Annotated in this window: 17 protein-coding genes and 2 pseudogenes; 11 read left to right on the plus strand and 8 right to left on the minus strand. The window is 67.9% G+C overall.

From position 1 onward, the window contains the following. Positions 1–36: 36 nt before the first annotated feature. On the minus strand, positions 37–930 hold the full coding sequence (locus AC27IQ_RS05415; RefSeq protein ID WP_487088722.1) for a metal-dependent hydrolase: 894 nt from the start codon (positions 928–930) through the stop codon (positions 37–39). Positions 931–1269: 339 nt separating this feature from the next. Here AC27IQ_RS05415 and AC27IQ_RS05420 point away from each other — a divergent pair, with 339 nt between their 5' ends. Then, positions 1270–1692 (plus strand): acyl-CoA thioesterase, encoded by a 423-nt coding sequence (locus AC27IQ_RS05420; protein ID WP_317358922.1) that lies wholly within the window; start codon positions 1270–1272, stop codon positions 1690–1692. Between the two features lie 42 nt (positions 1693–1734). Here the strand turns inward: AC27IQ_RS05420 and garD are convergent, their stop codons facing one another. The 3 genes and pseudogenes from garD to AC27IQ_RS05435 form a co-directional block, all read right to left on the minus strand. After that, complete coding sequence (garD, locus tag AC27IQ_RS05425) at positions 1735–3330, minus strand: galactarate dehydratase (RefSeq protein WP_487088724.1); 1596 nt, start codon at positions 3328–3330, stop codon at positions 1735–1737. A gap of 78 nt (positions 3331–3408) precedes the next feature. Then, positions 3409–4563, minus strand: coding sequence for an L-talarate/galactarate dehydratase (locus AC27IQ_RS05430; protein WP_487088726.1), 1155 nt, complete (start codon positions 4561–4563; stop codon positions 3409–3411). A gap of 58 nt (positions 4564–4621) precedes the next feature. Then, positions 4622–5580, minus strand: a pseudogene (locus AC27IQ_RS05435) (Bug family tripartite tricarboxylate transporter substrate binding protein). A 305-nt stretch (positions 5581–5885) separates the two neighbouring features. Here AC27IQ_RS05435 and AC27IQ_RS05440 point away from each other — a divergent pair. Together AC27IQ_RS05440 and AC27IQ_RS05445 are read left to right on the plus strand one after the other, a co-directional pair. Beyond that, complete coding sequence (locus AC27IQ_RS05440) at positions 5886–6893, plus strand: LacI family DNA-binding transcriptional regulator (protein WP_487088728.1); 1008 nt, start codon at positions 5886–5888, stop codon at positions 6891–6893. A 156-nt stretch (positions 6894–7049) separates the two neighbouring features. Further along, positions 7050–7676, plus strand: coding sequence for a TetR/AcrR family transcriptional regulator (locus AC27IQ_RS05445; protein ID WP_487088730.1), 627 nt, complete (start codon positions 7050–7052; stop codon positions 7674–7676). Between the two features lie 33 nt (positions 7677–7709). Here the strand turns inward: AC27IQ_RS05445 and AC27IQ_RS05450 are convergent, their stop codons facing one another. Beyond that, entirely contained in the window at positions 7710–8468 is a 759-nt protein-coding gene (locus AC27IQ_RS05450) for a DJ-1/PfpI family protein (RefSeq protein WP_487088732.1), read from the minus strand. Between AC27IQ_RS05450 and AC27IQ_RS05455 the strand changes: the two genes are divergently transcribed. After that, a complete protein-coding gene (locus AC27IQ_RS05455; protein WP_284430898.1) occupies positions 8456–8677 on the plus strand; it encodes a hypothetical protein in 222 nt (73 codons plus the stop codon). The two genes, AC27IQ_RS05450 and AC27IQ_RS05455, sit on opposite strands and share 13 nt — an antisense overlap. 193 nt (positions 8678–8870) lie before the next feature. Here AC27IQ_RS05455 and AC27IQ_RS05460 read toward each other — a convergent pair whose 3' ends face one another. From AC27IQ_RS05460 to AC27IQ_RS05470, 3 genes are all read right to left on the minus strand, one after another. Further along, a complete protein-coding gene (locus AC27IQ_RS05460) occupies positions 8871–10775 on the minus strand; it encodes a multicopper oxidase family protein (protein ID WP_487088734.1) in 1905 nt (634 codons plus the stop codon). Between the two features lie 240 nt (positions 10776–11015). Then, a complete protein-coding gene (locus AC27IQ_RS05465) occupies positions 11016–11588 on the minus strand; it encodes a peroxidase-related enzyme (protein ID WP_487088736.1) in 573 nt (190 codons plus the stop codon). Between the two features lie 50 nt (positions 11589–11638). Continuing rightward, positions 11639–12475, minus strand: a complete 837-nt coding sequence (locus AC27IQ_RS05470; protein ID WP_487088738.1) for an IclR family transcriptional regulator — start codon at positions 12473–12475, stop codon at positions 11639–11641. A 113-nt stretch (positions 12476–12588) separates the two neighbouring features. On the opposite strand from AC27IQ_RS05470, the gene AC27IQ_RS05475 reads away from it, so the two are divergent. The 7 genes and pseudogenes from AC27IQ_RS05475 (at position 12589) to AC27IQ_RS05505 (ending at position 19464) form a co-directional block, all read left to right on the plus strand. Further along, the gene (locus tag AC27IQ_RS05475) at positions 12589–13596 is read left to right on the plus strand and encodes a Bug family tripartite tricarboxylate transporter substrate binding protein (protein ID WP_487088740.1); all 1008 of its coding nucleotides are present in this window, start codon (positions 12589–12591) and stop codon (positions 13594–13596) included. A gap of 48 nt (positions 13597–13644) precedes the next feature. Further along, positions 13645–14553, plus strand: coding sequence for an amidohydrolase family protein (locus tag AC27IQ_RS05480; RefSeq protein WP_487088742.1), 909 nt, complete (start codon positions 13645–13647; stop codon positions 14551–14553). Between the two features lie 18 nt (positions 14554–14571). Beyond that, positions 14572–15591 carry a Bug family tripartite tricarboxylate transporter substrate binding protein gene (locus tag AC27IQ_RS05485; RefSeq protein WP_317358947.1) on the plus strand — a complete coding sequence of 340 codons (1020 nt, stop codon included), beginning with the start codon at positions 14572–14574 and terminating at the stop codon, positions 15589–15591. A gap of 63 nt (positions 15592–15654) precedes the next feature. Continuing rightward, a complete protein-coding gene (locus AC27IQ_RS05490; RefSeq protein ID WP_487088744.1) occupies positions 15655–16341 on the plus strand; it encodes an RraA family protein in 687 nt (228 codons plus the stop codon). After that, positions 16338–17276 carry an NAD(P)-dependent oxidoreductase gene (locus AC27IQ_RS05495; RefSeq protein ID WP_487088746.1) on the plus strand — a complete coding sequence of 313 codons (939 nt, stop codon included), beginning with the start codon at positions 16338–16340 and terminating at the stop codon, positions 17274–17276. The genes AC27IQ_RS05490 and AC27IQ_RS05495 overlap by 4 nt, the downstream gene beginning before the upstream one ends. A 189-nt stretch (positions 17277–17465) precedes the next feature. Next, positions 17466–18397, plus strand: a pseudogene (locus AC27IQ_RS05500) (Bug family tripartite tricarboxylate transporter substrate binding protein). A 107-nt stretch (positions 18398–18504) separates the two neighbouring features. Further along, positions 18505–19464 (plus strand): Bug family tripartite tricarboxylate transporter substrate binding protein, encoded by a 960-nt coding sequence (locus AC27IQ_RS05505; protein ID WP_487088748.1) that lies wholly within the window; start codon positions 18505–18507, stop codon positions 19462–19464. The last annotated feature ends 6 nt before the right edge of the window (positions 19465–19470 follow it).

Below are 19470 nucleotides of genomic sequence, written 5' to 3' on the forward strand. Positions count from 1 at the left end.
TAGGGCATGTTGCTATAAAAATAATAGTAACGCGGGTCAGTTGCGCCCCACCACGCGAAAGCGCTCGGCGTTCGCCTGCAGCCATTGCTGGGCCAGCGCCGCGGCCGTGGGCGATGCGTGCTCCTGATCGGGGTGGAAGTCGCTGCGCAGGTAGCGCACCAGCGCCGGCAGCGAGCGCCAGGCCACGCCATCGCGTCCCCAGAAGAACCGCAGCGCACTCCAGGCCGTGGAGGAGCGCCACAGCGTGCCGTCGCGCTGCAGGTTGAGCACCGTCTGGCGCATCGCATCGACGGTGAATACCAGCGCCACATACAAGTACCAGCGCACCCGCCAGGCGTTGCTGCCGCCCGCCGCGCGGTAGAGGTCGAAGGCGACGGCACGGTGCTCGGTCTCCTCGGCCGCATGCCAGCGCCACACGGTCTGCAGCGTGGCGTCGGCACCATCGAGCCAGCGCCCATGGCGCAGCGTGCCATCGGCCAGCAGGGCCGTGAAGTGTTCGTAGGCGCAGGTGACGGCCAGGGCGTGCAGCGGATTCTTGGTGCGCAGGTGCAGGCGGGCGATGCGTCCGCGCGCCCAGTGCTGCCAGTGGTTCTGCAGGCCCTGGCGCTCCAGCTCGGCGTTGTAGAGCCCGTGCAGATGCCGGTGCGTGGCCTCCTGCCCGATGAAGCCGCGCAACAGGGCCTGGAAGCGGGTGGCCAGCGGCCCATGGGGATTGCCCAGCAGCGGCGTGGCATCGCGCACGGAATCGATGAAGAATTGCTCGCCCACCGGAAAGCTCATCGACAGCGCATTGAAGAACTGCGTGCGGAAGGCATCGCCGCCGTGCCAGTGGCGGGCGAAGCCCTTTTGCAGGTCCACTTCGAGCTTGCGCACGGGGAGGGTGGCTGCGGCAGCGGCTGCGGGGTCGGGGGAGGCGGGGATCTCGGACATGGGAGGCGGCTTTCCAGAAACGGCGGTGGCCCGGCAACGCCGCCGGGCTCCGTTTTCTGAGGATTATTCAGTTTTAGACCGGACGCGCTACTCGCCTACCGCTCAGGTTTTCCGGGGCAGCCCGATCACCTGCAGCCAGGCCCCGGGACCGCGTGGATGCTGCGTTTCAGCCGTGAGGTGGTCGAGCGACCGTCCCGCTTTGGCCGCCGTGCTCATGTTTCGGAAAAGGTCGCTGTGCAGGGACTGCCGTGCGATACGCTGTGCGGGTGGACGCCAGTCTTCGCCGGGCCGTCTGCAGCGCGTTCCGCCCCGCACGCCCGACACCAACCGAGGCCGCCGATGAAGATCGAGATTCCCGAAGCCAAGACGCTCGTGCACACGATGCGCTTTCCCGTGCGCTGGGGCGACATGGACGCCATGGGCCATGTGAACAACACCGTGTACTTCCGCTATCTGGAGACGGCCCGCATCGACTGGCTGGTCGCGGCGGGCTGCAATCCCGACCCGCAGGGCCAGGGGCCAGTGATCGTGAATGCCTTCTGCAATTTCTACCAGCAGCTCGAGTACCCGGCCGAGGTGCTGCTCAAGCTTTATGTGAGCGACCCGGGGCGCACCACGTTCGAGACCTGGGGCACGATGGAACGCGTGGACCGGCCGGGCGTGGTGTGCGCGGCGGGCGGTGCCACGACCATCTGGGTGGACTTTCCGCGCAAGAAAGCCGTGGACCTGCCGGCCTGGGTGCGCGCGCTCGTCGGCGCGTGACGCCGCCGTCATCGCGTTCGGCGGCCGGTGCCGCCGGGCCGCTCAGGTCACGGGCGCGGGATTGAACAGCACGAGGGCGTTGTGCAGCTTCCACTGCTCGGCCCAGGTCTTCTTGCGCCCGCTGGCCACCTCCAGCATCAGGTGGAACATCTCCCAGCCCACGTCCGCGATGGTCGCCTGCCCGTCCGCGATGCGCCCGGCGTTGATGTCCATCAGGTCGTGCCAGCGCCGGGCCAGATCGCTGCGCGTGGCCACCTTGATCACCGGCACCTCGGCCAGCCCGTAGGGCGTGCCCCGCCCCGTGGTGAACACGTGCAGGTTCATGCCGGCCGCGAGCTGCAGCGTGCCGCAGATGAAGTCGCTGGCCGGCGTGGCGGCATACAGCAAGCCTTTCTGCGTGGCCTTGTCCCCGGGCGAGACCACGCCCGAGATCGGGGCGCTGCCCGATTTGACGATGGAGCCCATGGCCTTTTCCACGATGTTGGAGAGGCCGCCTTTCTTGTTGCCCGGCGTCGTGTTGGCACTGCGGTCCACCCGACCCTTGTCCAGGTAGGCGTCGTACCAGGCCATCTCGCGGATCATGGCCTGGGCCACTTCCGGGGTGCTGGCGCGCGAGGTGAGCTGGTCGATGCCGTCGCGCACCTCGGTCACTTCCGAGAACATGACGGTGGCGCCCGCGCGCACCAGCAGGTCGGTGCAAAAGCCCACGGCCGGATTGGCGGTGACGCCGCTGAAGGCGTCGCTGCCCCCACACTGCACGCCGACCACCAGCTCGGCGGCGGGCACGGTCTCGCGGCGGCGGGCGTTCAGGCGCTCCAGGTGCTTTTCCGCCTGCCGCATGACGGAGTCGATCATGGACATGAAACCCACGTGGGCGTCGTCCTGCAGGCAGACCACGTCCAGCTTGGGTTCGGCGCTGGTGCCCACGTCGGCCACGCTGCGCTCGTCCACCAGCGGGATGCTGCCCGGGGGCAGCAGGCGCTCGGGCTGGAGCTTCTCGCAGCCCAAGCTGACCACCATCACCTCGCCGCCGAAGTTGGGGTTCAGGCTGATGTTGCGCAGGGTGCGGATGGGAATGACGGCGTCCGGCGCGTCGATGGCGACGCCGCAGCCGTAGGTGTGCTCCAGCGCCACCACGTCGTCCACATTGGGAAAGCGGGGAAGCAGTTCGGCCTTGATGCGCGCGACCGCGAATTCGGTGACGCCGGCCACGCACTGCACGGTCTGGGTGATGGCCAGGATGTTGCGGGTGCCCACCGATCCGTCGGCGTTGCGGTAGCCCTCGAAGGTGTAGCCGGTGAGCGGGGGCAGGGGCTCGGGGCGCACGGTGGCCACGGGCAGGCCCTCCAGCGACAGGGCCTCGGGCATGTGCAGCAGGCGCTCATGCACCCAGCTGCCGGCGGGGATGGGCTGGATGGCGTAGCCGATGGGCACGTTGTAGCGGCGCACGGCGGCGCCCTGTGGGATGTCTTCCAGGGCGACCTTGTGGGCCTGGGGCACGCGGTCGACGAGCGTCAGGCCCGAGGCCAGCACCGTGCCTGCGGGCAGGCCCCCGTCGTTGGCGACGATGGCCACGTTGTCGGCCGCGTGCATCTGCACGGTCAGGGGCGGGCGGGTGGGTGAAGCGGAATCGGTCATGGGGCGGTCGTCGTGGGTGGGGCGATGTTCTGGGGGCTTTGCATGCGGCATGCCGCTCGATTGTCGATGGCGCCGGGCTCACGCGCGGGTGCCGAACTCCGCTGTTTCGCGCGTCCAGCCGCGGGCCTGCTCGCTCAGGCTCAGGCCGAGGCCCGGGCGCGTGGGCACCATCATGCGGCCGTCGCGGATTTCCAGGCGCTCGTTGAACAGCGGCTCGAGCCAATCGAAGTGCTCGACCCAGGGCTCGGTGGCATAGACCGCGCCCAGGTGCACGTGCAGTTCCATCGCGAAGTGCGGGCCCAGGCTCAAGCCCGCGTGCTCGGCCTGCGCGGCGATCTTGAGGAACGGGGTGATGCCCCCCACGCGGGGTGCATCGGGCATGAGGTAGTCGGCCGCGCGGTGGCGGATCAGCTCGCCGTGTTCGGCCGCGCTGGTGAGCATCTCGCCGGTGGCGATCGGCGTGTCGAACTGGGCAGCGAGCGCGGCGTGGCCTTCGAAGTCATAGGCGTCCAGCGGCTCTTCGATCCACACGAGGTTGAAGGGCTCGAAGACGCGGCACATGCGCTGCGCGGTGGGGCGGTCCCACTGCTGGTTGGCATCGACCATGATGGGCATGGCATCGCCCAGGTGCTTGCGGACCGCCTCCACGCGCTGGATGTCGAGCGCATGGTCGGGCTGGCCCACCTTCAGCTTGATGCCGCCGATGCCGCGCTCGCGCGAGGCGCTGGCGTTGCGCAGCAGCTGGTCCAGCGGGGTGTGCAGGAAGCCGCCCGAGGTGTTGTAGCAGCGCACCGAGTCGCGCTGCGAGCCCAGCAGCTTGGACAGCGACAGGCCCGCGCGGCGCGCCTTGAGGTCGTACAGCGCCACGTCGAAGGCGCCGAGGGCCTGCACCGCCATGCCGCTGCGCCCCACCGACGCGCCGGCCCAGCAGAGCTTGGTCCACAGCCGGGAAATGTCGCTCGGGTCTTCGCCCAGCAGCGCCGGCGCGACCTCCCGGGCGTGCGCGAATTGCCCCGGCCCGCCCGCCCGCTTGGAGTAGCTGAAGCCCAGGCCCCGGTGGCCGTCCTTGCTCTCGATCTCGGCGAACAGCATGGCGATCTCGGTCATGGGCTTTTGCCGGCCGGTCAGCACCTTGGCATCGCTGATGGGGTTGGCCAGGGGCAGGTAGCACGACGAGATGCGGACCCAGGCGATGCTGTCGCTGGAAGAGGGGGAGGACGAGGAAGCGGTCATGGTGCAGTGCAGGTCATTCGGGCAAAACGGGGCGCAGGCCAGGCGGGGCGGGCGGGGGTCAGTCGATCGAGATCTTTCCGGTCTCGATCACCTTCTTCCAGCGGGCGAACTCCTGCTGCTGGAAGGCAGCGAACTGCTCGGGCGTGTTGGTGACCATCTCGAAGCCGATCGACGTGAACTGCTCGCGCACCTTCGGGTCCTTGAGCGCCTCGACGAACGCCGCATGGGCCTTTTCGCGCACGGCGGGTGGCAGCCCCTTGGGTGCGACGATGGCCTGCCAGGAAGCGACCTCGACATTGGGCACGCCCGCTTCGGCCAGCGTGGGCACGTCGGGCAGCACCGGCGAGCGCTTGGCGCTGGTGATGGCCAGCGCGCGCATCTTGCCGGCCTTGATGTATTGCGACACGGCGTTGATGTTCTGGAACGAGGCATCCACCTGACCGCCGATCAGGTCGGTGTGGGCCGCGCGCCGCCCTTGTAGGGAATGTGCACGCCCTTGGTGCCCGTCTGCTGCCAGAACAGCTCGGCGGTGAGGTGGTCGCTCGAGCCGTTGCCGGCCGAGGCGAAGCTCATCTTGCCGGGGTTGGCTTTCTCGTAGGCGATGACGTCGGCCACGGTCTTGTGCGGGGAGTTGGCCGGCACCACCAGCACGTTGGGCGACTGCACCGCCACGGTGATCAGGTCGAAACCATGCAGCGCGTCGTACTGCAGGCCCTTGAGCAGGTGCGGCACGATGACCAGCGGCCCCAGGGAGGTCACAAGGAAGGTGTAGCCATCGGGCGCGGCCCGCTGCACGAACGTGGCGCCGATCGTTCCGGTGGCGCCGGGCTTGTTGTCCACCAGGAAGGACTGCTTGAACTTCTCCGTCAACCGGGGCCCCACGGCGCGTGCGACCTGGTCGGTCGAGCCGCCGGGCGGGAAGGGCACGACCAGGGTCACGGGTTTTTCGGGCCAGGACTGTGCCTGGGCACCGAGGGCCAGAATGCCGAGGGAAATGGCTGCCAGGAATCGTTTCATGATTTGTCTCCTAATGGAAATGCGAACGTTGTCATTTTTGATTGGAAGGTGAAGCCCCGCCAAAAACATTACAGGATCGACATGTTTTTATGATTTTTCCAGGTGCGCTGTGTGCGCGCATTGGAAATGATATCGTTGTCATTTCCGGTCGGCAAGCTTTTCTGCTGGGGGTTTTCCCCTTGTCCGTGACCGCCGCTGGCGTCCGGGACGTGCTCTGGAATGCAGCGGTGCACTCGCCACGGGCGGTGCCGTGGAATGCGGTATGGTCCTCGTCTTTCGCCCGACCGGTGTGCTCCGAAACCCCCATGAACGCCCCCTCCAACTTCAAGGCGGCCACGCTTCACGACGTGGCCAAGGCCGCTGGCGTGTCGTTGATCACCGCCTCGCGTGCGCTGAGCAATCCGGGGGTGGTGTCCGAGAAGACAAAGGCCCGGGTGCAGCAGGCCGTCGAGGCGACGGGCTACATCCCCAACCTGCTGGCGGGGGGGCTCAAGTCCCGCCGCAGCCTGATGGTGGCGGCCGTGGTACCGGCGCTGTCGGTGTCGCAGTTCCTGCCCACCGTGCAAAGCCTGACGACCACGCTGGCTGCCGAGGGGTACCAGCTCATCCTGGGCCAGACCGCCTACGACGCCGAGCGCGAAGAGGCCGTGCTGAACACCATGATCGGCCGCCAGCCCGACGGGCTGGTGATGACCGGGCTGGTGCAATCGCAGCGCGCGCGCGACCGGCTGCGCCGATCCGGCATTCCCGTGGTGGAAACCTGGGACCTGAGCGACCGCCCCGTGGACATGGTGGTGGGCTTTTCGCACCTGAAAGTGGGCAGCGCGGTGGCGGGGTTCTTTCTGTCCCGGGGCTGGCAGCGCGTGGGAATCGCCACGGGCGGCGACCACCGTGCCCTGCTGCGCCGCGAGGGTTTCGTCGCCACCCTGGGGCGGGACGTGCCGACCGCCACGGTGCCCGCACCCAGCAGCCTGGCCCTGGGGCGAAGGGCCCTGGCGGAGCTGCTGGCGCAAGAGCCGCGGCTGCAGGCCGTGTCGTGCAGTTCGGACACGCTGGCGCACGGCGTGCTCGTCGAGGCCGCGGCCCGCGGCCTGCGGGTGCCGCAGGACCTCGCCATCTGCGGCTTTGGCAATGCCGACTTCAGCGAGCACATGCTGCCTTCGATCACCACCGTGCATGTCGATGGCCCGGAGATCGGCCGGCTGGCGGCGCAACTGGTCATCGACCGTTGCCGGGGCAACGCGGGCCCGCAAACCATCTTTGATCTTGGCTTTCGCCTGATCGAGCGGCAATCGACGGCACCCGCCGGCTGAAGGGGCGGATGGTTGGGGCCAGGTGACGCTGGCACCCTTGCCGCCGCCACCGTTTCTGAGCACCATTCAGTTTCCAGGGCTTGGCCCTGCCGTGCCGCGTCCACCGCTCGAAAGCCGCCTTTGAAGAAATCTCCATCCCCCGACAGTTCCTCCGGCATGCGCCGCCAGCCCACGCAGGCGCGGGCGCGCCAGACCATCGAGGCCATCTTCGGCGCCACCGCCCAGATCGTGGAAAAGGAAGGCGAGGAGGGCGTCACCACCAACAAGGTCGCGCAGGTGGCGGGCTTTTCCATCGGCACGCTCTACCAGTATTTCCCCTCGAAGGAGGCCATCGTGCTGGCCATGGTGGAGCGCGAGCGCAACCGCGTGCAGCAGCAACTGCGCGAGCTGTTGGACGAGGCCGTGGCCCAGCGGCGTGAGGTGCGGGCCGTGCTGCGCGACGTGGTTCGGCTGTTGGTCGCGGCCTTCGGCACCGGCGGCCATTCGCGGGTTCGGCGCGGCATGGTGCGGCTGGGCTGGCGCATCGACCACCACGACCGCGTGACGGCCGCGCTGCGCGAAGGGGCGGAGCGCAATGCCCTGGCGCTGGCCCGCCTGATCGAGGTGGGCGATACCTCGGTGCGCGCTCCCACGCCGGCCATGATGTTCGTTGCCACGCGCGCCATCATGGGCGCCATCCGCAGCGCCGCGCTGGAGGACTCGCCCCTGCTGGGCCAGCCCGCGTTTGAGGACGAACTGGTGCGCATGCTGTGGGGCATGCTGCGCGCCGACGCGGGGGATTAGCGCTCCCCCCTTCTGCTGACGTCGGCAGAGGGCTCAGGAAGAAGGCACCGCAGCCTGTTGGGGGTAGAAGATGGGTTGCGCCGGATCGCGGTGCCAGTCGTACTCGGCGGCGAGGGCGGCCGTTTCGGCCACGGCACGGCCAGCCAAGCGAGCAACCAGGTGCCAGGCCATGTCGGTCCCTGCGGACACGCCCGCCGAGGTCACGTACTTGCCCGCATCCACCCAGCGCGAAACGTTGTCCCACAGCACCGCGGGACCGAAGCCCGCCACCCAGCCGAAGGCCTGGTGGTTGGTGGCGGCCGGCCGCCCATCCAGCAGGCCGGATCGCGCCAGGATGGCCGCGCCGGTGCAGACCGAAGTGACCACGGCCACGTGCTGGTCCATGGCCTGCACCCATTGCAGCAAGGCCTGGACGGCTGCGGTGTCCGGGTCCATCAGCAAGGTGCCGACCCCTTGTCCGCCGGGAATCATGAGCAGGTCCAGCGGCTGCTCCAGCGCCTCGTCGCGGAACAGATCCGGCGCCACGCGGGGGCCGTTGAAGCTGGCCACCGGCGCGGGAACCGGCGCAGGGCTGGCACCGCTCGCGGCCGGCCTGCACTCGTTGGAGATCAGCACGATCTCGAACGGCAGGGCCGGCGCGTTGGCATAGGAGGTGCCGATGAAGCGCGCGATGGAAAACGCCTCGATGAAGCCCCACACGTCGAGCGGCTCGAACTGGGGAAACACCAGGATCCCGATGCGTTGGGTGCGTGGAAAGGCCGTGGCGGGTGTGGAACGGGATGCTGCAGGCATGGTCATTTGGTGGGAAAGAGTTCAATGGCAAGGGCGGCTCGCCCGCACTCGTGGGGGATGCCGTCGATGGGACAACCGATCAGCAGGCAGACCGGCTGCCCCGCCGGGGGCAGGGGGGCATCACCTGCCAGGGAGACGAGAAACCGCTGGCTGCGCTGTGGCTGCGCCGCGGTGAAGGCGCGCAGCGGGTGCACCGCGAAGCGCGGTGATCTCCCGTCGGCCAAGCGCGTTCCCGGACGGGCAGATGCGGTCGAGGTTGCCGGTGCATCCTGAAGATCAGGTCTCTCGGGGCATCAGGCCCGAGAACGGGGTGGTGGCCGGCGGCGACCGCGGTTTTCAGTGCGTTTCTTTTGCTGATCATGGGGAGGTTCTCCGGTGTCGGGGGGGCGTCGGGCCTTGAGGTCAGTGGTGGCCCTTACTGGCCCCGCCAGCGCCGTCCGGCAATGCCACCCGCACGATCTGCATCATTCCCTGGTCTTCGTGGTCCAGGATGTGGCAGTGCAGCACGTAGTCCCCGATGTAGCGCTGGTAGCGCGTTCGCACGATCAGCGTGTACTTGCCGTTGGGCTTTTCCTTGGTTGCGATGTTCTTCACCCAGAGCGTGTCTTTCCACACGCCCTTGAGCGCGCGGTATTGCGGGTCGACGGTGCCGTCCGCCTTGTCGTCGCCGTCCGGTCCGGACACGTCCTTGCCGTCCGGGTCGAGGATCTTGACGATCTGGAACGGGTTCACATGGATGTGGAACGGGTGGCTCACGAAGTCCGATTGCAGCGTCCATTCATCCACCCCGCCCAAGGTCAGCACGCGGTCGACGCGGTTCGGATCGAAGGGCTTGCCGTTCACCTGGAACTGGATCGGCTGGGCGTTCAGGTCGATGTTGAATGCGAGGGTCTGCGTGCCCGTGACTTCGCTGTCCTGCACGGTGGGGTGGGGCACGAAGCTGGTGAGCTTCAGTCCATCCTTCAATTCAGCGCTGACCTGGGCCCGCACGTCCGAGGGCAGGTTGATGGCGGCAGCGGCGGCGAGTTCCGCTGCGAGGTACGCCGAAATGTTCTGAGGAACGGGATTGCCAGGGGCGACCTTGCTCACGGTGCCCAGCAACTGGCGCGACGGGGGCGCCTGGTTCACGCTGGCCGAAGCGGGCGAGGCGGCGTCGATCACGCAGTAGTCGCCCGCCTCGGGAAACACCATCAAGGTGTCCCAGCGGTAAGCCGGCTGGTACACCGTCTGCGTGCTGGGGATCGCCGCAGCGGTGGTCAGTCCGTCGGCTGCGATCAGGTGCTGGGGCAGCGGGGCGCCCGTGCAATTTTGTTCGATGTAGGCATCGTGCTCGCTGGCGCGCAGCGCCTGTGCGCTGCGTGCGCCCGGCCGCAGCTTGCGGAACTCCAGGTTGATGGTGTCGCGCACGCCGCCATGGATGGTGCGCCAGCGTTCGATCTGCCCAGCCTTCGCGCCCTCGAAGGTGGGCAGCACCTCGCCGTTGATGCTGGTGTAGCGCCCGGAGGCTGGCCAGGACCCGGGGCCGAACTGGTCCTTGTCCTCCTTGTCCACGGCCTTGTAGTGCTCGATGCCACCGACGTCGCCTTCGTTGCAGCGGTAGGTTCCGTCCGGGTTGAACTGGATGCGGTTGTTCTTGTCGCGGCAGGCGTACTGGATCTGCTGCAGCACCAGCACCCGTTCCTTGAACGATTGGCGGGCAGTGGGCCGCAGCAGGGTGTCCACATCGCCCGTCTGCGTGGAGGTGGGCGGCCGGTCGCCGCGGATGACGAGTGCGCCCGCCATGCCGCTGGCCACCTGCAGCGCGGTGGAGCCATGGCGGTGCGTGTGGTACCAGAAGGTGCCGGCGGGATGGTCCGAGGGAATGTTGTATTCGTACTCGAAGCTCACCGTTGGGTTGATGGAGATCAGCACGTTGTCGCCATTGCCTGCCGGGTTCACCCACAGGCCGTGGGTGTGCAGGTTGGTGCCGTTGAAGCAGTGCGGCGTATTGACCCCGCCGGTGAACGTGGTGCAGCTCGGGTCGGGCGGCAACTGGTTGTTCAGGCGGATGCGGATGGTGTCGCCGGGGCGGATCTCCAGCATGGGCGAGACGAAAGGCGCCTTGGGATCGACGCGGGTGCCCTGGTAGCTGCGCAGGCGCACCTTGTCGAAGCGCTGCTCGGCCGGGTTCCAGAGCTTGCCGTCGGTGTAGACGACGTTCAGGTCCAGCGAGGCTTCGTGGGACACGGCGCGCGTGGCCGGGCCCGCTGCCAGCTGGAGCCTGCGAGGCGCCTTGCGCTGCAACTCCAGCAGGGGTGGGTTGGACACCCGCCGCGGGGTGTCTGACTGGGCCTGTGCGGGCAGTGCGGCGGTGCACGCCAACGCAATGGCAAAGGCGGTTGCAGACGCAGACGCGCACGCATTCCGAAACGCGAGTTCCATGGTTTTCCTCCCCCTCTTGCGGGTATTGCAAAGCCGAGGCGGCTGCTGGCTGCAGCTCTTGCCGTGTGATTGCTTTGTCCCAGTATGGCGGAGGCGCCTGGGGCGGTTCAACGCATTTCGAGGGCGCTATTTTGGGCGCGGTACGCGGCCCATCAGATAGAACTCGGGATTGGGCTGCATGCCCGCGAAGCTGGCCATGCGGTTCGACAGGCCGAAGAATGCCGTGATGGCCGCGATGTCCCAGATGTCCTCGTCATCGAAGCCGTGGGCGTGCAGGGCGGGAAAATCCGCTTCCTCGATGGCATGCGACTGGCTGCACACCTTCATCGCGAAGTCGAGCATGGCCCGCTGGCGCGGGCTGATGTCGGCCTTGCGGTAATTGACCGCCACCTGATCGGCCACCAGCGGCTTCTTTTCGTAGATGCGCAGGAGGGCACCGTGCGCGACCACGCAGTAGAGGCACTGGTTGGCGGCGCTGGTCGTGGTGACGATCATCTCGCGTTCGCCCTTGGTCAGGCTGCCTTCCTCCTTGAGCATCAAGGCGTCGTGGTAGGCGAAAAACGCACGCCATTCGGCGGGTCGCCGAGCAAATGCCAGGAACACGTTCGGCACGAAGCCGGCCTTTTCCTGCACTTCGAGAATGCGGGCGCGGATGTCGTCGGGCAGGGCAGCGAGGTCGGGGAAGGGGTAGCGGCTCAAGGGTTGTCTCCGTTGTGTTGTGGCTGGCGCGAATGGTCGCCTGCAACTTATCACGGATGCCACTGGGTCGCGCGCATCCCGGTGGAGGAGGGGGGCGCGGAACTGCCCGCCAGCGCATAGGACAGCCGTGTGGCCGCTGCGGTGACCGTCTTGGCCAGCGCCTGCAGACGGGCTTCGGGCAGGCGTGATTCCGGCCCCGAGATGCACACCGAGCCCATCAGCCGCCAATGCATGCCGAACACGGGCGCCGAGACGGTGGCCACGCCGTGCTCCCGCTCGCCGATGGACCAGTGGTAGCCACGCTGGCGGATGTCTTCGTAGTCCGCACCAGGTTCGCCCGAGAAGGCCAGTATCACGCGGCCCGGCGAGCCCTTGTCGAGCGGCAGGCCTTCACCCATGCGGGCATGGTGGCGCAGCGCCTGTGGGCCTTCCACCCGCACGAGGCAGGTGCGCACGTTGCCTTCACGCACATAGAACGCCGCGCTTTCGCCCGTGGCCTGGGTGAGCTCGCGCAAGGCCGGCTCCAGCACGTTCTGCACGTCAAACCCCGCCTGGTAGCGCGCCCCCAGCCAGCCCGCCGCCGGCCCGAGGCGCCAGTCGCCGTCCTCGCGCTGCACCATGAAGCCGGACTGCGCCAGCGTGCGCGCCAGGCGCAGCACGGTGGTCTTGTGCAACCCGCAGCGGCGGCTCAGCTCTGCGAGCGGCAGATGCGATTCGCCCAGGGAGAACGCCTCCAGCAACTGGAGGGCGCGCGTCACGGCGATGACCCCACCGGTTTCTTTCGCCGTGGCTGAAGAGGAGGACCTCGGGGCGGCGGATGCGACCTCGCCAGGCCCCTGCGGCGGTGTGGATGAGGCGTTCGGGTTGCCGCCTATTGCGTTGCTCATGGTGCAATATGTTTCGCTGTATGAAACTATATTGTATGGGTTGAAACGTTTTCGTAAAGTCTTGGCAACGCCTGGGAACAAGGCGCGACACGCCATCACAACGGAGACAAACCATGCCAACTTTCTCGCTGACCCGGCGCGCCCTGGGCGCACCTTTGTCCATCGCCCTGCTGGGCATGGCGGTTCTGGCCTTTTCTGCCGGCACTGCGCAAGCGCAGTCCGGCTACCCGAACAAGCCAATCCGCCTGATCGTGCCGTTCCCGCCCGGCGGCGGCACCGACATGATCGCGCGCACCGTGGCGCAGAAGCTGACCGAGCAGCACAAGTGGAACGTGGTGGTGGACAACCGCCCTGGGGCGGGCGGCAACCTGGGTGTGGATGCCGTGGCCAAGTCGGCGCCCGATGGCTACACGCTGGTGATGGGCCAGACCAGCAACCTGGCCATCAACCCCTCGCTGTATGCCAAGCTGCCCTACGACCCCTTGAAGGATCTGGTCCCGGTGGCGCTGGTGTCGTCGGCCCCCATCGTGATGGCCGCGCCCGCCAACTCGCCTTACAAGACGTTCGCCGATGTGGTCGCCGCCGCCAAGGCCAAGCCGGACGGCATCACTTTGGGTTACTCCGGCAACGGCACCGTCGCCCATCTGGCCGGTGAACTGGCAGAGAACGCCGCCGGCATCAAGTTGCGCCACGTGCCCTACAAGGGCGCTGCCCAGGCCATGACCGACCTGGTGGGCGGGCAGATCGACCTGTACATGTCGGCCGTGCCCACGCTGCTGGGGCAGGTGCGCAATGCCAAGCTGCGTGCGGTGGTGATCACTTCGCTCAAGCGATCCGACCAGTTGCCGCAGACGCCCACGCTGGCCGAGTCGGGCTACAAGGATTTCGAGGCCGCTTCCTGGTATGGCGTGCTGGCCCCGGCCGGCACGCCCGCCCCCATCGTGCAGCAGTTGAACAAGGCCATCAACCAGGCGCTGGCGCAGCCCGACGTGGCGGAAAAGCTCCGCTCCGAAGGCGGTGATGTGCTGGGCGGCACCCCCGAAAAGTTCGGCGCACTGCTGAAGTCCGAAGTGCCCCGCTGGGCCAAGATCGTCAAGGACTCGGGCGCCAGCCTGGATTGACGCGGCGCCCCGCAACGTTTGATTTCCCACGCCCATCGAGCCCTCGCCATGCACCGCGAAAGCTCTGCCACGCCTGTGCGTTTCTCGGCCGGTAGCGCCGCGCCGCGCACGGTGCTGCCGAAAGACGCCTGCGACTGCCACGTGCATGTCTATGACGGCCGCTTTCCCGCTGCACCGGGCGCCAGGCTGCTGCCGCCGGACGCCTTGGCGCAGGACTACCGCGCGCTCCAGCAACGCCTCGGCACCGCGCGCACCGTGCTGGTCACACCCTCGACCTATGGCACCGACAACCGCTGCATGCTCGAAGGCCTGGCGGCGCTGGGCCCGCAGGCACGTGGCGTGGCGGTGATCGACGGCGGCGAGAGCGACGCCCAACTGCAGCACCTGCATGACGCCGGCGTGCGCGGCGTGCGCCTGAACCTGTCGCTCGGCGTATCGGGCACCGTGCAATCGCTGATGCCGCTGGCCTGCCGCATCGCACCGCTGGGCTGGCACCTGCAATTGCTGATGGCGCCGGATCTGCTGGCGGCGCAGAGCGAGGTGCTGCGCCGGCTGCCCGTTCCATTGGTCTTCGACCACTTCGGCCGCATTTCGCCGGCGCAGGCCGGGCAACATCCCGCACACGCGCTGCTGCAGGACCTGCTGCAGCGCGGACAGGCGTGGATCAAGCTGTCCGGCGGCTACATCGTGAGCGAACACCACTCGCCCGAAGACCCCGCCCTCGATGCGCTGGCCGCAAGCTACCTGCGCTGCGCGCCCGAGCGCGTGGTCTGGGGCAGCGATTGGCCCCACGCCACCGCATCGTCCGGTGCGCACCCCATGCCGGACGACGCCCGACAGGTGGATCGGCTCGTCGACTGGGCCGGCCAGACCGGCGATGCGGCCATCCTGCATCGCGTGCTGGTGGACAACCCCGCCGCGCTGTACGGCTTCACGCCGCCTTCCTCTTTCGCCTGACCCACAAGAGACAAGCCCATGACCACTTCGATCCTTTCTTCTCCAAAGGCGCGGCTCGCACGCCGCAGCCTGCTGGCCACCGCAGGCGCCGCGCTGCTCGGCCCGCTGCTCACCTGCCCCGCGCTGGCGCAGGGCGACTGGCCTGCCGGCAAGATCATCACCTGGGTGGTTCCGTACCCGCCGGGCGGCAGCACCGATGTGCTCGGCCGCAATGTGGCGCAGCGCGTCGGCGCAGCGCTGGGCACGAACGTGATCGTGGACAACAAGGCCGGTGCCACGGGCACCATCGGCGCGGCGTTCGTCGCCAAGGCGCCGCCGGATGGCTACACCCTGCTGGGCACCTCCATCGGTCCCCAGGCCATCGCGCCGCACCTCATGGGAAGGCTGCCCTATGACCCGATCGGCGGTTTCGAGCCCGTGATCACCATCGGCACCATTCCGCACATCCTCGTGGTCGGCGCCAACCAGCCGTTCAGGACCGTGGCCGATCTGGTGGCTGCGGCCAAGGCGCAGCCCGGCAAGCTGGCATTCGCCTCCGGCGGCAACGGCACCATCCTGCAGATGCAGGGGGAGTTGCTGCAGCAGCAGTCGGGCGCGCGCTTCATCCACGTGCCTTACAAGGGCGACACCCCGGCGCTGCAGGACACGCTGGCTGAACAGGTTCAATTCATGTTTGCGCCTGCCGCGGCTGCATTGCCGCATGTGCAGGGGGGCAAGCTGCGCGCGCTGGCCGTCACGTCGGCGCAGCGCCTGAAGTCCCTGCCGTCCGTACCCACCATGGGCGAAGTCGGCATGAACGACTTTGTCGTCGAGCAGTGGCAGGCCGTGTTTGCACCAGCCAAGACCCCCGCCGCCATCGTGCAGCGCCTGAACCAGGAGATCGGCAACGCGCTGAAGGACCCGGGCGTGGTCGCGCTGGCCGACAAGCTGGGCGTCACGCTGGTCGGCGGCACGCCCCGGCAACTGGGCGATCTGCAGAAGGCCGACTCCGCCAAGTGGGCCAAGGTCATCCAGGACGGAAATATCAAGGCCGAGTGAGGTCGCTGCAGGCCAGTGTTTTCTTCCGTTTTTCTATTTCTTCCCAACCCCACTGGAACCACCATGAGCCAACTCCCAGAAGTCATTCGTGACATCGAGCGCGTCAGCGCCGAGGTCGTCGCCAAGGCCGCGACCTTCCAGGCCGCCATCCTGTCCGATGTGGCAGGACGCCGCGGCACCATGCATGCCCGCGTGGCGCCCGTCCACCAGGACATGAAGGTGGCCGGTCCCGCCTTCACGGTCGAAGTGCGCCCGGGCGACAACCTGATGATCCACGCGGCCATCGCGCTGGCGAAACCGGGCGATGTGCTGGTCATTGACGGCAAGGGCGACCAGACCGCCGCGCTCATGGGCACGCTGATGCTCAGCGCCTGCAAGAAGATCGGCCTGGCCGGCGTGATCGTGGACGGTGCGATCCGCGACAAGCTGGAACTGCTGGAACTCGGTTTTCCGGTGTTCAGCGCTGGTTTCAATCCTGCCGGCCCCACCAAGTACGTGCCGGGCCGCATCAACCATCCCATCTCGGCCGGCGGCGCAGTGGTGAACCCGGGCGACCTGGTGGTGGGCGATGCCGATGGCGTGGTGGTCATCGAGCGTGCCAAGGCGCCCGCCATGATGGCGCTGGCCGAAAAGAAGGTGGCCGATGAGGCCGCGCGCATCGAGGCGATTGCCCGTGGCGATACGGCCTCCAAATGGCTGCCCGCCGCGCTGCGCGCCGCCGGCGTGCTGAAGGAAGGGGAATCGCTGTGAGCGCCATCCTCGTGACCGGCGCCGATCTGGCGCAGCAGGCACTCGATCTGCTTCAGGATTTCGAGATCGTCTATGCCGGCAAGACACCCACCGAAGACGACCTGGTGGCGCTGTGTCGGCAGCATGACCCGGTGGCCATCATCGTGCGCTACGGCAAGGTGGGCGCCGCCGTGATGGACGCGGCGCCATCGCTCAAGGTGATCTCCAAGCACGGCAGCGGCACCGATACCATCGACAAGGTGGCCGCCAAGGCCCGTGGCGTAGAGGTCGTGGCCGCTGCAGGTGCCAACGCCGCGGCGGTGGCCGAGCAGGCGCTGGCCCTGTTGCTGGCCTGTGCCAAGTCGGTGGTGCAACTCGATGCCCGCATGCACGCCGGCCACTGGGACAAGGCCACGCACAAGAGCCTGGAACTGGGTGGGCGCACGGTGGGCCTCGTGGGCCTGGGCGCCATTGGCCTGCGCTTCGCCAGGATGGCCGATGCACTGGGCATGCGCGTGATCGGCTTCGATCCCTTCGCCAAGGACCTGCCGGCCTTCGTGCAGAGCGTGGACCTGGCGACGATCTGGCGCGAGTCCGACGCGATTTCGCTGCACTGCCCGCTGACCGACGATAACCGCGGCATGCTGAATGCCGCCACGCTGGCACAGTGCAAGCGCGGCGTGATCGTGGTGAACACCGCGCGTGGCGGACTCGTCGACGAAGCTGCCCTGCTGGCTGCCGTGCGATCGGGCCAGGTGATGGCGGCGGGCCTGGACAGCTTCGCCGTGGAGCCCATGGTGGCCAACCACCCGTTCCAGGGCGAGCCACGCTTCATCCTGAGCCCGCACATCGGCGGCGTGACGGGCGATGCCTACGTGAACATGGGCGTGGGGGCTGCCAAGAACCTGCTGGAGGTGTTGGCCCGCGCCCCGGCTGCCGTTGCCGCAGCCTCGTAGCCAAGACCCGAGGCTGGGCACGCCAGCGTTGCGTGTCCGCTTTTCCCCGACCGGTGTGGGATGCCGGTTGCGCCAGAACAAGAAGCCGCCGCCAGTGCGGCCCCTGACAGGAGACATTCAATGAGCGAGAGTTTCGAAACCAGAAGGCTGGCAGCGCCGGTGCGCAAGGCGCTGGCGGTTGCGCTGTGCATGGTGTCCGCCACCTTTTTCGCGCAGGCCGGTGGCTATCCTTCCAAGCCCGTGAAGCTGGTGGTGGGATTTGTGGCAGGCGGCCCCACCGACGTGGTGGCCAGGGCGTTTGCTGACCACGCCAGCCGCGCGCTGGGCCAGCCATTCATCATCGACAACAAGCCGGGTGCCAACACCATCCTGGCTGCACAGGCGGTGGCCAGCGCGCCGGCCGATGGCTACACGCTGCTGTTCGGTGCGACCAACCACACGATGATTCCCGGGCTGTACAGCAACCGGGTGAAGTTCGATGCGGTGCGCTCCTTCCGTCCGCTGTGCACGGTGGCGACCAGCCCGACGGTGCTGGTGGTCGGGCCGGGCTTGCCGATGAAGTCGTTGGCCGATTACATGGCCAAGGCCCGCAAGGAGCCCGGCCGCATCACTGCCGGAACGGCTGGCATCGGCAGCTCGGGCCACTTCGCGACCGAGATGTTCGCCCGCGCCAATGGCCTGCAGCTCAACCATGTGCCTTACAAAGGCGCCGCACCGGTGGTGACGGACCTGATGGGCGGCCAGCTCGACAGCTCCTTCGCCACGCTGGGCTCGGTCCTGCCGCAGATCCGCAGTGGCAAGCTGGCGGCGTTGGCGGTGGCGTCTCCACAGCGTTCCGGCCTGCTGCCCGACGTCGCCACCTTCGCGGAATCGGGGGTGGCAACTACTCGGCCGACGCATGGTACGGCGTGCTGGCGCCCGCCGGCGTTCCCGAGCCGGTCGCGCAGGCGCTGGAACGCGTGGCCGCTGACTTCGCCAAGAGCGAGGCTGCCGCCGAAAAACTGCGTGGCCTGGGATTGGACGCCGAGTCGACCTGCGGCGCTGCCTTCGTGGCGCGGGTCGGGCGTGAAGTGGCCACCTATACGCAGATTGCCCTCGACCTGAACCTCAAGGCCGACTGACCACCGGCGTGCCTTCCAACGCAACTGTCCTGGGCCCGGGCCGCGTGGCTCGCGGCGGGTTGCGGTTGCTTTTTCTCTGTCGCTTTGCCATTGAACCAGGAGACCTCATGCGTGCTTTTGTCATCTCCCCCCTGATCGCCGCCTGCGCCCTTGCCGCCACCGTGGCACATGCCGCTTTCCCGGACCGCCCGATCACGATCGTCGTGCCCTACGCCCCCGGCGGTGCTGCCGATGCCGTGGCCCAGGTGCTGGCCACGCGCTTGGGCGCCCGGCTGGGTGCCAGTGTGATCGTGGACAACAAGGCCGGCGCCAGCGGCACGATCGGCGCGAGCTATGTGGCCAAGGCCACTGCCGACGGCTACACCATGCTGTACGACGCCACGCCGTATTCCATCAATCCGCACCTGTTCCCCAAGATGCCTTACGCCAGCACGGCGTTGCAGCCGCTGTCCCTGGTACTGCTGGCTCCGAACGCGCTGATCGTGAAAGCCGACTCGCCCTTCAAAAACGTGAATGACCTGATCGCCAAGGCGAAAGCCGAGCCTGGCAAGCTGAACTTCGCGTCGGGCGGCAGCGGCACCGTGCAGCGGCTGGCGGCGGAGCTGTTCCGCCAGAAGCTGCAATTGGACATGGTGCACGTGCCCTACAAGAGTGGTGGCCCCGCCATTGCCGATGTGATGGGCGGGCAGGTGGACTTCATGTTCGGCACCATCGCGGCCTCGTACCCGCTGGTGTCGGGCGGCAAACTGCGTGCACTGGCGGTATCGGCCCCCCAGCGGTCCAAGCGCCTGCCCGATGTGCCCACGGTGGCCGAGACCGTCATTCCCGGCTATGAGGCCTATGAATGGAACGGCGTGTTCCTGCCTGCGGGCACGCCCGAGCCGGTGGCCGCCAAGCTGCAGCAGGCACTGGTCGAGGTACTGAAGGAAGACGAGGTGAAGCAGCGCCTCGCGGATCTGGGCGCCCAGGCGATCGGTTCCACGCCCGCGGAGTTCGTCACCTTCCTCAAGAAGGAAGACGCCAAGTGGGGCGAGGTGGTACGCAAGGGCGACATCAAACTGGACTGACGGGCA

The organism is Acidovorax sp. KPB24-07 (assembly GCF_057543315.1).